This window comes from Kitasatospora sp. NPDC089797, assembly GCF_040684795.1.
GTDB lineage: Bacteria > Actinomycetota > Actinomycetes > Streptomycetales > Streptomycetaceae > Kitasatospora.
On the sequence record NZ_JBFBGS010000064.1, the window covers coordinates 41,316 to 54,067 of the forward strand.

10 protein-coding genes and 1 riboswitch are annotated in these 12,752 nt (G+C 71.2%); of the genes, 4 read left to right on the plus strand and 6 right to left on the minus strand.

Annotated features, from left to right (window positions below):
- Positions 1 to 24 precede the first annotated feature (24 nt).
- The 6 genes from AB0O91_RS36025 to AB0O91_RS36050 form a co-directional block, all read right to left on the minus strand.
- Positions 25 to 1,050, minus strand: coding sequence for an ABC transporter ATP-binding protein (locus AB0O91_RS36025; RefSeq protein WP_363442284.1), 1,026 nt, complete (start codon positions 1,048 to 1,050; stop codon positions 25 to 27).
- Between the two features lie 80 nt (positions 1,051 to 1,130).
- Positions 1,131 to 2,141 (minus strand): ABC transporter permease, encoded by a 1,011-nt coding sequence (locus tag AB0O91_RS36030; protein ID WP_363442262.1) that lies wholly within the window; start codon positions 2,139 to 2,141, stop codon positions 1,131 to 1,133.
- A 99-nt stretch (positions 2,142 to 2,240) separates the two neighbouring features.
- Positions 2,241 to 4,016 carry an ABC transporter substrate-binding protein gene (locus AB0O91_RS36035; RefSeq protein WP_363442264.1) on the minus strand — a complete coding sequence of 592 codons (1,776 nt, stop codon included), beginning with the start codon at positions 4,014 to 4,016 and terminating at the stop codon, positions 2,241 to 2,243.
- A gap of 65 nt (positions 4,017 to 4,081) precedes the next feature.
- Complete coding sequence (locus AB0O91_RS36040) at positions 4,082 to 5,071, minus strand: ABC transporter permease (RefSeq protein ID WP_363442266.1); 990 nt, start codon at positions 5,069 to 5,071, stop codon at positions 4,082 to 4,084.
- A gap of 460 nt (positions 5,072 to 5,531) precedes the next feature.
- Complete coding sequence (locus tag AB0O91_RS36045) at positions 5,532 to 6,485, minus strand: enhanced serine sensitivity protein SseB C-terminal domain-containing protein (RefSeq protein WP_363442268.1); 954 nt, start codon at positions 6,483 to 6,485, stop codon at positions 5,532 to 5,534.
- A gap of 115 nt (positions 6,486 to 6,600) precedes the next feature.
- A complete protein-coding gene (locus tag AB0O91_RS36050) occupies positions 6,601 to 7,407 on the minus strand; it encodes an enhanced serine sensitivity protein SseB C-terminal domain-containing protein (RefSeq protein ID WP_363442270.1) in 807 nt (268 codons plus the stop codon).
- Between the two features lie 185 nt (positions 7,408 to 7,592).
- Positions 7,593 to 7,697: riboswitch (glycine riboswitch) on the plus strand.
- Between the two features lie 246 nt (positions 7,698 to 7,943).
- Between AB0O91_RS36050 and gcvT the strand changes: the two genes are divergently transcribed.
- The 4 genes from gcvT to AB0O91_RS36070 all read left to right on the plus strand — a co-directional run bounded on the left by gcvT (position 7,944) and on the right by AB0O91_RS36070 (position 12,429).
- Positions 7,944 to 9,065, plus strand: a complete 1,122-nt coding sequence (gcvT, locus tag AB0O91_RS36055) for a glycine cleavage system aminomethyltransferase GcvT (protein ID WP_363442272.1) — start codon at positions 7,944 to 7,946, stop codon at positions 9,063 to 9,065.
- A gap of 111 nt (positions 9,066 to 9,176) precedes the next feature.
- Entirely contained in the window at positions 9,177 to 9,551 is a 375-nt protein-coding gene (gcvH, locus tag AB0O91_RS36060) for a glycine cleavage system protein GcvH (protein ID WP_363442274.1), read from the plus strand.
- An 82-nt stretch (positions 9,552 to 9,633) separates the two neighbouring features.
- Positions 9,634 to 10,914 (plus strand): serine hydroxymethyltransferase, encoded by a 1,281-nt coding sequence (glyA, locus tag AB0O91_RS36065; RefSeq protein ID WP_363442276.1) that lies wholly within the window; start codon positions 9,634 to 9,636, stop codon positions 10,912 to 10,914.
- Between the two features lie 147 nt (positions 10,915 to 11,061).
- On the plus strand, positions 11,062 to 12,429 hold the full coding sequence (locus tag AB0O91_RS36070; RefSeq protein WP_363442278.1) for an L-serine ammonia-lyase: 1,368 nt from the start codon (positions 11,062 to 11,064) through the stop codon (positions 12,427 to 12,429).
- Positions 12,430 to 12,752: the final 323 nt, after the last annotated feature.

Below are 12,752 nucleotides of genomic sequence, written 5' to 3' on the forward strand. Positions count from 1 at the left end.
CAGAAAGGTGGTACGGGGCCGGGCTCACAGCCGGGGCGCGATCTCTTCGGCGAAGATGCGGTGCCGCTCGTCGACCGCCAGGTGGCAGGCCGCGAGGTGTCCGGGCACGGCCTCGGTCAGCGTCGGAACCTCGCCCGTGGAGCGCCCGCCGGTCAGGGCGGCGTACGGGCAGCGCGGGTGGAAGGCGCAGCCGGACGGCACGTTGATCAGGCTGGGCGGGGTGCCCCGGACCGGGACGAGCCGCTCCTGGAGCTCCCGGTCCAGTCGCGGCATCGAGCCCAACAGGCCCCAGGTGTAGGGGTGTTCGGGCGCGTCGAAGAGGCTCTCGGCGGGGCCGCGCTCGACGCACTTGCCGCCGTACATGACCAGGATGTCGTCGGCGAGCTCGGCGACCACCCCGAGGTCGTGGGTGATGATGATGACGGCGGAGCCGAACTCCTGCTGGAGGTCGCGGATGAGGTCCAGGATCTGCGCCTGGACGGTGACGTCCAGGGCGGTGGTGGGCTCGTCGGCGATCAGCAGCGAGGGGTCGTTGACCAGCGCCATGGCGATCATCGCGCGCTGGCGCATGCCGCCGGAGAACTGGTGCGGGTAGTCGTCCACCCGGCGGTCGGGCTGCGGGATGCCGACCCGGTCGAGCATCTCGATCGCCCGGGTCCGGGCCTGCTTCCTGCTCGCCTGGGGGTGGTGCACCCGGTACGCCTCGACGATCTGCGCGCCGACGGTGTAGTAGGGGTGCATCGCGGTCAGCGGGTCCTGGAAGATCATCGCCAGTTCGCGGCCGCGCAGTTGGCGCACCCGGTCCGGTCCGGCGGCGATCAGGTCCTCGCCGTCCAGCCGGATCTCGCCGCTGATCCGGGCCCGCTTGGAGCGGTGCAGGCCCATGATGCCGAGCGAGGTGACGGACTTGCCGGAGCCGGACTCGCCGACGATGCCCAGGGTGCGGCCCTTGTGCAGGTCGAAGCTGACCCCGTCCACCGAGCGGACCAGGCCGTCGTCGGTGTCGAAGTGGATCCGCAGGTCGCGGACGGACAGGAAGGGGTCCCCCAGCGGGGGCCGGGCGGCCCCGGCGGCCGCGTCGGTGGCGGGGCCGGCCGGGGCGGTGTCCGCCGGGGTCTTCTGGAGGTCGGTCACGAGAGCCTCACGCGGGGGTCGACGAGGGCGTACAGGAGGTCGACCACGAGGTTGCAGACGACGATGAAGAAGGCGGCGAGCAGGGTGACGCCGAGGATCTTGGGCAGGTCGTTGTCGCTGATCGCCTGGACGGCGAACTGGCCGACGCCGTTGAGCGAGAAGACCTGCTCGGTGATCAGGGCGCCGCCGAGCAGCAGGCCGAGGTCCATGCCGAAGATGGTGACGATCGGGGTGAGCGCGGAGCGCAGCCCGTGCCGGACGACCACCTTGCGCTCGGCCAGACCCTTGGAGCGGGCGGTGCGGATGTAGTCCTCGCTCATGGTCTCCAGCATTCCGGCGCGGGTGAGCCGGGCGTAGAGCGCGGAGTAGAGGAAGGCCAGCGAGATCCACGGCAGGATCAGGTTGCGGGCCCACATCAGCGGGTCGTCGGTGAAGTCGACGTAGTGCAGGTTGTCCAGGATCGGCCACTCGTAGCTGAACACCGTCAGCAGCAGGGCGCCGGTGAAGAAGACCGGCAGCGAGACGCCGGCCAGCGCGACGCCCATCGAGAGCCGGTCGAAGATCGACCGCGGCTTGAGCGCGGAGATCACGCCGGTGGTGATGCCGGAGACCAGCCAGAGCACCGACGCGCCGATGGCGAGCGAGATGGTGACCGGGATCCGGCTGGTGATCAGCGGCCAGACCTCCAGGTGGCTCTTGAAGGAGTAGCCGAAGCAGGGCACGTGGCAGGTGGCCGGTTCCGGCCCGAACTTGTACTCGGCGCCGGCGAACAGGCCCTTCAGGAAGTGCCAGTACTGGGTGTACAGCGGCTGGTCCAGCCCGAGGTTCTGCTTGACCGCCGCGATCGCCGCGGGGCCGGGGTCCTTCCCGATGTACTGCGCGGCCAGCTGGTCGCTGGTCTCACCGGCGAGGCGCGGGAGCAGGAAGAAGATCGCGAAGGTGACGGCGCTGACGACCAGCAGCAGCACCAGGGCCGCGAGGATCCTGCGGATGATGTAGGCAAACACAGTTGGGCGGCTCCGGCGGCCCGCCGCCGTCCGGGATCTGCCGGACGGCGGCGGGCGCCGCTGCCTTCACCTGCCTTCAGGGATGCGGAGCCAGGCTCTTTACTTGCTGCTGCCGATGTTCAGGTAGTCGTACTCGCCGTTGAAGGCCGAGGTGGAGGCGAGGTTGGTCGCGCTGTCCGGGCGGTACAGGAAGACCTTGAAGTCGGTCAGCGGGACGTAGACCGCGGACTCCATGACCTTCTTGTCGATGTCGCCGTAGATCTTCTCGCGGGCGGCCTTGTCCGGGTTGATCGCGGCGTCGTCGATCAGCTTGTTGACGGCCGGGTCGTTCAGCTGGGCGAGGTTGCTGTTGCCGGAGGGCTTGATCGCGCGGCCGTCGACGATCTGCTGGAGGAAGCCGTAGCCGGTCGGCCAGTCGGCGCCCCACTGCATCATCATCAGACCGATGTTGTGGTCCTGGGTGAACTGCGGCGCGCCGGCCGAGTCGGTCAGGTACTTGCCCTGCGGGAACTGCTGGATCTCGACGTTGATGCCGATCTTCTTCAGCTGGGCCTGGATCTGGGTGGCCGCGGCGACCTCGGTGGCGCGCTCGGTCCGGGCGGTCAGGACGGTGCTGAAGCCGCCGTCCTTGCCGCAGGCCTTCAGCGAGTCCTTGGCCTTGGCCTCGTCGCCCTTGTTGTCCTTGGTCTCGTACAGGTTGAAGTCCTGGTGGCCCGGGATGTCCGGCGGGAGCACGGTGCTGGCCACCTGGCCGCGGATCGGGCCGCCGAGCGCGGTCTGCACCGCGACCTTGTCGATCGCGAACTGGACGGCCTTGCGGCAGTCGATGTTGTCGAACGGCGCGACCTTGGAGTTGATCGCCATGTAGACCAGGCGGCCGCCGTAGGCGTTGTCGGTCTTGGCCTTGAGCTTCGGGTCGCGCAGGATCTGCGCCTGGGTCTGCGGGTCGACGCCGCCGCCCACCAGGTCGACCTGGGCGTTGCCCGCGATCAGGTCCTTGTCGATGGTGGCCTGGTCGACGTTCATCTTGAGCACGATCTTGTCCGCGAGCTGCTTGCGGATCGGGTCGGTGCTCTTGTCCCAGTTGGTGTTCGGCACCAGGACGGCCTGCTTGCCGTCCTCGTAGGACTCGAACTTGTAGCTGCCCGAGGAGACGACGTGCTTCACGTAGTCGGCACCGGTGTCCTTGGCCTGCGGGACCGGCGCGGTCTGCGGGGCGCTGACCAGGTAGTCGAAGTCGGCGAAGGGGTGCTGGAGGTGGAAGACGATCGTGGTGTCGTCCGGCGTCTCGATCGACTTCAGGTCGCCGGTCTTGTCCTTGTACGGGCCCTGGTACGGCGTCGGGTTGTCGACCAGCAGGTCGTGGAAGTACGTCGGGCCGTTGGAGTTCACCTCGGGCGCGAAGTTGGAGCGCTCCACGGCGTACTTGACGTCCTTGGAGCTGATCGGGGTGCCGTCGTCGTACTTCAGGCCCGCGCGCAGCTTGTACGTCCAGGTCAGGCCGTCGGGGCTGACCTGGCCCATCGACTCGGCCAGGTCCGGGACCAGCTTGTTGCCGTCGGCGCCGGCGCCCGGGCTGAAGGTGGTCAGCGGACGGCCGTACAGGCGCGCGAAGTTGTAGATGTACGCGTAGTAGGTGTTGCCCGGGTCGAGCGAGTCCGGGGTGCCCTTCATCTCGTAGGTGACCGTCCCGCCCTTCTTGTCCGAGACGTTGACGATCTGCTTGGTTGCCGCGTCGGCGCCGCTCGCGTCGCCGGAGCCGGACGAGGAGGAGGAGCTGCCGTCGCCGCTCTTGGAGCTGGACGTACAGCCGGTGACGACCAGGACCGCGGCGGCGGCCAGGGCGGTCAGCGCGACGGTGCGGGACCTACGCATGGTGGGATCAACCCCTTGAGGATGTGGAGGAGGGAATGCCTGACGCCGAGTCAGTCGCTCGTGGGTCAGTTGCTCTTGGGATCGAGGGCGTCACGCAGCCCGTCGCCGAGCAGGTTGAACGCGAGCACGGTGATGAAGATCGCCACACCGGGGACCACCATGTACTGGGGGTCCACCTGGTAGTAGTTCTTCGCGTCGGCCAGCATGCCGCCCCAGGAGGACTGCGGGGGCTGGATGCCGACGCCGAGGAAGCTCAGCCCCGCCTCGAAGAGGATGTTGGTCGGGATCAGCAGGGTCGAGTAGACCAGGATCGGGCCGACCAGGTTGGGCAGCAGTTCCTTGAACAGGATGAACGGGCCGCGGGCGCCGAGGCTGCGGGCCGCGTGGACGAACTCCCGCTCGCGCAGCGAGAGGGTCTGCCCGCGCACGATCCGGCCCATGTAGGGCCAGTTGAAGAAGCCGATCACGAAGATCAGCACCATGATGTGCAGCGGGAGCCCGTGGAGGCCGAACGCGCCGCCCTGGAGCGAGGCGGAGATCGCGATGGCGAACAGCAGCAGCGGGAACGCCAGGAAGACGTCCATCAGCCGGCTGATCAGGGTGTCCACCCAGCCGCCGTAGTAGCCGGCCATCACGCCGAGCACGGTGCCGATGGTGTTGGACAGCACGGTCGCGCCGAAGGCGACCAGCAGGGAGACCCAGGAGCCGTCGATCACGCGGGCGAGCAGGTCGCGGCCCTGCAGCGGGTCGACGCCGAGCGGGTGGTCCGCGCTCATCCCGCCCCAGTCCCCGAGCGGGATCCCACCGAGGTTGGCGTCCAGCAGGTCGGTGTTCGACGCGTCGGGGTCGAGCCCGAACACGGATTCCAGCGGCCCGGACAGGACGGCCAGCAGGATCAGCAGGATCACCACGATGCCGCCGGCGACGGCGGCCTTGTCCCGTTTGAAGCGGGTCCAGGCGATCCGACCGAGGGAACGGCCCTCGATCGTCTTGACCGGGGTCGGGGAGGACGGCGCCTCCGGTCCGTTCCCGGCGGTGGAGATGGTTGCGGTCATGGTCAGTTGGTCCCCTCGCCGACGGTGGCCGGCCCACGGGCGCCGGGCGCCGGGATCGGCGGTACGGCTGCGGACGTGCGGAGGTGCTAGGAGCGGGTGTTCGCGGCAGTACGTCGTGCACGGGTACTGCCACCACGCGGGATGGGCATCGCGTGGATCGAGCGGTCGGCGGGCGCGTTCACCTTCGTGGGGTTTCCAGTACGCGCTATGCGTTGCGCAGAACTCTCTGCCATCCGAACTGGCTTGCGCCAGCCCTGCCAACCGACAGATGCCCAACTGTGATCTGCCTGCATGCACCTCCCCGATCTTCGGCATATACCTCTTCACACGGCTGTAACTGCCATGTCAAGATGTGCCCGTATCAAGGCCGGAAAATTCGTCCGGAAAGCACCGAAGCCGACCTGATGACCCATCAAGTCGGCTTCGTGCTGGAGCTTTTATCGAAAAGGGGTTTCGCCGATCAACGGCCCGGGTATCCGGGCCACGGCCGCTGGGGCTGCCCCCAGCCCGGCGCCGGCGGCTGGGTGCCGTACGGGGCGTACCCCGGCCCGGCCACCGACCGCCCCGGCCCCGGCTGTCCCGGCAGCGACTGCCCCGGGTACGGCGCGCCCTGCGGGTACGGGCCCGACGGCGGACGCCCCGCCTCCCGGTCGAAGAACGGCCGCGCGTTGGCGCGCATCCACAGCGCCACCGGGTCGTACTCGTCCGCCATCGCCACCGTGGACACCGCGAGCCCCTCCGGGGCCACCGCGATCGCCCGCTGCATCAGTGCCCGCACCGCCTCCACCGCCGGCGGTGAACTCTCGTACAGGTCAAGGCCGATCGCCAGGTACGGCTCCCCCACCGCGGGCTGCACCCAGGCCCGGCGCAGCGCCCGCACCGCGCGCACCTCACCGGCCTGCCGCTCCAGCAGCGCGAAGAACGGCTGGGCGTTCACCTGCGGCTCGCTCAGCTTCAACGGACCGGCCGGCAGCCGGTCCAGGCCCGCGGCGATCCGCCGCAGGTCCGCCCACGGCACCCCGACCCCGCCGCCCGGGGCGTGCGGGTTCAGCCAGAGGCCCCAGCGGGTGCGGTACAGCGAGGCGGCGATCTCCCGCCCCGAGACGACCTCGTGGGCCCGGGCCCAGCCCGAGGCCGTCAGCTGCTCGGGCGAGGTCACGGCCGGCGCGTAGCCGTGGCCGCTGATCTCCATGTTCCCGTACTGCGCGTCCGGGCTGCCCGGCGTGCCGTGCCACAGCAGCATCCAGACCCGACCCTCGGCCAGCGCGTGCAGCAGCCGCTCGTACGCGTCGAAGCGCTCCGGCGCGACCTCGCGCAGGACCTGCTCCAACGCGCCCGGATCCGCGCCCGGGCGCCCGGCCGGAGCCTGGCCCCAGGGCCCCGGCACCCCGCCCGCTCCCGTTCCCGCACTCATGCGCCCACCTCGCCGCGCCTCTTTCCTGAACCCGCCGGCCCGTCAGCCGCCTGCACGCACCCTATGGCGCGGCACCGGCCGCCGCCACGGCGACGTGCCTGTGAAGGATCCCCGCTCACACCCGCGTGTAGAAGGGCATGACCTGGGTGAGCAGCCACCCGACCACCGGGTCGTCGGCGAGGTCGAGCAGTACGAGGTGGACGCCGCCGGGCAGCGGCGCGGTTCCCAGCGCCCGCCCCAGCGCCTCGTTCACCGCACCCGGGTCGGCCGGGGCCGCCGGATCCAACTGCACGCCCACGAACATCACCGTCGGCTCGCCCTCGATGCTGGCCAGCGCCCGGCGCGCGGTCAACACCCCCGGCAGGGCCGACAGTTCGGCCCGGCAGGCGGCCAGGAAGTGCTCCGGGTCCTCGCCCGGCACCGGCTCGCGCAGCGCCACCCGGCCGCCGGACGGCGCCTCCACCGCGTCCCCGGCCTGCTCCCACCGGTCGTCGCGCGGGCCGCGGCGCAGCTCGGCCACGCCCTGCGGCGGCACCGGGATGCCCACCGCCGCCTCGGGGTTGACCGCGATGCCCACTCCCAGCGGCAGCCCGCGGGCGAACTCCCAGGCCGGGGCGACCGCGAAGGCCATCCCCGGCGCCTGCTGGAGGAACACCTCCTGCGAGGAGAACACCGGCACGTACGGGGCCCCGGCCAGCTCGACGGTCGGCAGGTCCAGCGCCTGCCCGGCCGGGTCGCCCCCGGCCGGCAGCGGGATCCACACCTGGCTGCGGGCCAGCACCTCGATCACCCGCGGCGTCGCCCCGGGATCGCCCAGCGCGGCCGTCAGCACCTGCTCCAGCTCGTTCGCCGGCCACGCACCGCCCGACGGCGCCGCCTCCGGCCCGCCCCACCCCTGCTGCTGCTCCACCGGGTACCCCATGCGCCGCGATCCGCCCTCGTGCCGGTCGGCCGCCCACTGCTGCGCCGACGCGGAGAAGTTTAGGGCTCGCGTTCGCCCGTCTGCCGTGTGACCGGGTCCCCCCTCCCCTCGCGCGCGCGGACGTGCCATGATGTGCGCGTCCGACGGCATGCGCCGCGGGCCCCCACAACTCCACACCGGCCGCTCGAACCCGCGCGGGAGAGCCCGGAGTGCCCCTCAGGAGGCACAGCCGGCGCCGAAGGAGCAAGTCCTCCCCGGAATCTCTCAGGCCCCCCTACCGCGCGGGTTAGGCACATCTGGAAAGCGGCGCACGGCCCGGTCGCGCGCCCACCCACGGTGCAAGCCGCCGTCCTGTCCCCGATGCTGGAACCAGCTGATGCTGGTCACAGCCGAGGGCAGGCGGGCGGTGAAGCTCTCAGGTCCGACGACAGATGGGGAGACCCACGCCGCCGCATGCCCGCGCGCAGGGGTCGGCCCCGAACGGGTCCGGTCCGGCGCGTGCACCCCTGAGTGCCCCGACCGAGGAGTTCCTGGCCATGTCGTCCCTCCGCTTCACCGCTCTCGACGCGCTGCACCGCGCCCTCGGCGCGACCATGACCGACTTCGCCGGCTGGGACATGCCGCTGCGCTACGGCAGCGAGCGCGAGGAGCACCTCGCCGTCCGCACCAAGGCCGGCCTGTTCGACCTCTCCCACATGGGCGAGATCACCGTCACCGGCCCGCAGGCGGGCGAGATGCTGGACCACGCGCTGGTCGGCTTCGTCTCCGCCCTCGGTGAGCTGCGCGCCCGCTACACCATGATCTGCGCCGAGGACGGCGGCATCCTGGACGACCTGATCGTCTACCGCCTGCGCGAGGACGCCTTCCTGGTCGTCGCCAACGCCTCCAACGCCCAGCTGGTCCTGGACGAGCTGATCGCCCGGGCCAAGGGCTTCGACGCCGTCGTCACCGACGACCGCGACACCTACGCGCTGATCGCCGTGCAGGGCCCGGAGGCCACCGCGATCCTGGCCGGGACCACCGACGCCGACCTGCCCGGTCTGAAGTACTACGCGATCCTCCCGGCCACCGTGGCCGGCCATGACGTGCTGCTGGCCCGCACCGGCTACACCGGCGAGGACGGCTTCGAGGTCTTCTGCGCCCCGGCCGACGCCGAGGCCGTCTGGCAGGCGCTGACCGCCGCCGGCGAGGGCCGCGGCCTGGTCCCGTGCGGCCTGTCCTGCCGCGACACGCTGCGCCTGGAGGCCGGCATGCCGCTGTACGGGCACGAGCTGTCCACCGACCTGACCCCGTTCGACGCCGGCCTGGGCCGGGTCGTCCGCTTCGACAAGACCACCAACGAGGGCGCCTTCGTCGGCCGCAAGGCCCTGGAACTGGCCGCCGCCGCGGCCGAGACCAACCCGCCGAAGGTGCTGGTCGGCCTGGTCTCCGAGGGCAAGCGGGTGCCGCGCGCCGAGTACACGGTGGTCTCCACCGAGGGCGCGCCGATCGGCCGGATCACCTCGGGGGCGCCGTCCCCGACCCTGGGCAAGCCGATCGCGATGGCCTACGTGGACGCGGCCCACGCCACCCCGGGCGGCACCGTCGCGGTGGACGTGCGCGGCAAGCACGAGCCGGTCCAGGTCGTGGCGCTGCCGTTCTACAAGCGCGCCCGCTGACGCGCCCGGCGAGGCCGTCGCCGCCCCCGTTTTCCCGATCGACGCATCCCGGAGCCGTCCGCGCGGCGGCCCGCTGCGCCGTGCCCGCTTCCCATCCTGGAGAATGACGCCATGAGCAACCCCCAGCACCTGCAGTACACCAAGGAGCACGAGTGGCTGACGGCCGCCGAGGACGGTGTCTCGACGATCGGCATCACCAAGCACGCCGCCGACGCGCTCGGTGACATCGTCTACGTGCAGCTGCCCGAGGTCGGCGACGCGGTGACCGCCGGCGAGACCTGCGGCGAGCTGGAGTCCACCAAGTCGGTCAGCGACCTGTTCTCCCCGGTGACCGGCGAGGTCACCGAGGTCAACCAGGACGTCCTGGACGACAACAGCCTGGTCAACAGCGCCCCGTTCGAGGGCGGCTGGCTGTTCAAGGTCCGGGTGGAGTCCACCGACGAGCTGCTCAGCGCGGACGCCTACACCGCCTTCATCGGCGGCTGACGCTCCCGACCGGGGCGGCCGCCCGGCGGTCGCCCCGCCCCTGCCCGGCCCCTTTCCCCCCTCCTCCCGGGAAGACCACACCATGACGGTTCTGAACCAGTCCCTGCACGCCCTCGACCCGGAGATCGCCGCCGCGGTCGACGCCGAGCTGCACCGCCAGCAGACCACCCTGGAGATGATCGCCTCCGAGAACTTCGCCCCGGTGGCGGTCATGGAGGCCCAGGGCTCGGTGCTCACCAACAAGTACGCCGAGGGCTACCCCGGCCGTCGCTACTACGGCGGGTGCGAGCACGTCGACGTGGTCGAGCAGATCGCGATCGACCGCATCAAGGCCCTGTTCGGCGCCGAGCACGCCAACGTCCAGCCGCACTCGGGCGCGCAGGCCAACGCCGCCGCGATGTTCGCGCTGATCCAGCCGGGCGACACCATCCTGGGCCTGAACCTGGCCCACGGCGGTCACCTGACCCACGGCATGAAGATCAACTTCTCCGGCAAGCTCTACAACGTGGTCGCGTACCACGTCGACGAGAAGACCGGCCAGGTCGACATGGCCGAGGTCGAGCGCCTGGCCAAGGAGCACCAGCCGAAGCTGATCATCGCCGGCTGGTCCGCCTACCCCCGCCAGCTGGACTTCGCCGCGTTCCGCCGGGTCGCCGACGAGGTCGGCGCGCTGCTCATGGTGGACATGGCGCACTTCGCCGGCCTGGTGGCCGCCGGTCTGCACCCGAACCCGGTGCCGTACGCGGACGTGGTCACCACCACCACCCACAAGACCCTGGGCGGCCCGCGCGGCGGCGTCATCCTGTCCAAGGCCGAGTACGCCAAGAAGATCAACTCCGCGGTCTTCCCCGGCCAGCAGGGCGGTCCGCTGGAGCACGTGATCGCCGGCAAGGCCGTCGCCTTCAAGGTCGCCGCCTCGGAGGAGTTCAAGGAGCGCCAGCAGCGCACCCTGGACGGCGCCCGCATCCTGGCCGAGCGCCTGCTGCAGGCCGACGTCGCGGAGGCCGGCGCCACCGTGCTGTCCGGCGGCACCGACGTCCACCTGGTCCTGGTCGACCTGCGCAACAGCGAGCTCGACGGGCAGCAGGCCGAGGACCGGCTGCACGAGGTCGGCATCACCGTCAACCGCAACGCCGTCCCGAACGACCCGCGCCCGCCGATGGTCACCTCGGGCCTGCGGATCGGCACCCCGGCGCTGGCCACCCGCGGCTTCGCCGCCGAGGACTTCCGCGAGGTCGCCGACGTCATCGCCGAGGCGCTCAAGCCCGGCTTCGACGCCACCGTCGCCGCGGCGCTGAAGGCCCGGGTCACCGCCCTCGCCGAGAAGCACCCGCTCTACCCCACCCTGGCCAACCAGGAGTGATCCCGTTCGGGATGAGGTGACCGGCCTCACCCCGCCGGTGCACCTGGGACCCCGGGGCACCGCGCACACTGGACAGTGCGCGCGGTGCCCCGTCCCGTGTCATCCCCGCCTGCCTGTCCTTCCACGAGACCAGACAAGGACGTCCCCGTGGCCATCAGCGTCTTCGACCTCTTCTCCATCGGCATCGGCCCGTCGAGCTCCCACACCGTCGGCCCGATGCGCGCCGCCCGGATGTTCGCCCGCCGGCTGCGCACCGAGGGCCTGCTGGAGCGGGTGACCGGTGTGCGCGCCGAGCTCTACGGCTCGCTGGGCGCCACCGGCCACGGCCACGGCACCCCGAAGGCCGTCCTGCTGGGGCTGGAGAACCACTCGCCCCGGACCGTGGACGTCGACCAGGCCGACAAGGACGTCGAGCGGATCACCGTCGAGAAGCGGCTGAGCCTGCTCGGCGAGCACCCCATCGACTTCGACCCCGACACCCAGCTGATCCTGCACCGGCGCCGCTCGCTGCCCTACCACGCCAACGGGATGACCCTGTGGGCGTTCGCGGCGGACGGCTCGACCCTGCTGGAGAAGACCTACTACTCGGTCGGCGGCGGTTTCGTCGTGGACGAGGACGCGATCGGCGCGGACCGGGTCAAGCCCGACGACACCGCGCTGCGCTACCCCTTCCGCACCGGCGAGGAACTGCTGCGGCTCACCCGGGAGACCGGGCTGTCGATCTCCGGCCTGATGCTGGAGAACGAGAAGGCCTGGCGCAGCGAGGAGGAGATCCGCACCGGGCTGCTGGAGATCTGGTCCGTGATGCAGGAGTGCGTGCGGGCCGGCATGAGCCGCGAGGGCATCCTGCCGGGCGGGCTGAAGGTGCGCCGCCGGGCCGCGGCCGCGGCCCGGACGCTGCGCGCCGAGGGGATCGGGCCGGCCAACGCGATGGAGTGGGTGACCCTCTACGCGATGGCGGTCAACGAGGAGAACGCCTCCGGGCGCCGGGTGGTCACCGCGCCCACCAACGGCGCGGCGGGCATCATCCCGGCGGTCCTGCACTACTACCTGAACTTCATCCCGGGGGCGGACGAGGACGGCATCGTCCGCTTCCTGCTCGCGGCCGGCGCCATCGGCATGCTCTTCAAGGAGAACGCCTCCATCTCCGGTGCCGAGGTCGGCTGCCAGGGCGAGGTCGGCTCCGCCTGCTCGATGGCCGCGGGCGGCCTGGCCGAGGTCCTCGGCGGCACCCCCGAGCAGGTCGAGAACGCCGCCGAGATCGGCATCGAGCACAACCTCGGCCTCACCTGCGACCCGGTCGGCGGCCTGGTCCAGATCCCCTGCATCGAGCGCAACGGCATGGCGTCGGTCAAGGCCGTCACCGCGGCCCGGATGGCGCTGCGCGGCGACGGACGCCACCACGTCTCGCTGGACAAGGCGATCAAGACGATGAAGGAGACCGGCGCCGACATGAAGATCAAGTACAAGGAGACCTCGCGCGGCGGCCTCGCGGTCAACGTCATCGAGTGCTGACGGTAGGGCTCTGAACAGGGGATTTGGATTCCTCGGGATTCCTCACGCTTCCTCGGGATTCCTCAGAAAAATCCTCCCCGGGGGCTCCCTGGCTCCCTGATTCCCCCTGGAGACTCCCCAGGATTTCCTACCCCCAGAAGCACGCGAGCCGCCCCGCACCCCCCTTGCGGAGGGGGGGGGGCGGCGTCTCAGGTCGGTAGGATTCCCGGCAGCCTCCCGAGCGTGAGGGTTCCTACCGACTCTGGAGGTTCCGCCCTTCAGCGCCCGGTGACGTGGATGCCGTGGCCGCGGGTCCGCACCGCGCGGCAGCGGCGCAGCAGCGG

Coding starts and splice junctions, on each gene's coding strand:
- AB0O91_RS36035 (WP_363442264.1), bottom strand. CDS start 4,016: ATGCGTAGGTCCCGCACCGTCGCGCTGACCGCCCTGGCCGCCGCCGCG.
- AB0O91_RS36040 (WP_363442266.1), bottom strand. CDS start 5,071: ATGACCGCAACCATCTCCACCGCCGGGAACGGACCGGAGGCGCCGTCC.
- AB0O91_RS36045 (WP_363442268.1), bottom strand. CDS start 6,485: ATGAGTGCGGGAACGGGAGCGGGCGGGGTGCCGGGGCCCTGGGGCCAG.
- AB0O91_RS36050 (WP_363442270.1), bottom strand. CDS start 7,407: ATGGGGTACCCGGTGGAGCAGCAGCAGGGGTGGGGCGGGCCGGAGGCG.
- gcvT (WP_363442272.1), top strand. CDS start 7,944: ATGTCGTCCCTCCGCTTCACCGCTCTCGACGCGCTGCACCGCGCCCTC.
- gcvH (WP_363442274.1), top strand. CDS start 9,177: ATGAGCAACCCCCAGCACCTGCAGTACACCAAGGAGCACGAGTGGCTG.
- glyA (WP_363442276.1), top strand. CDS start 9,634: ATGACGGTTCTGAACCAGTCCCTGCACGCCCTCGACCCGGAGATCGCC.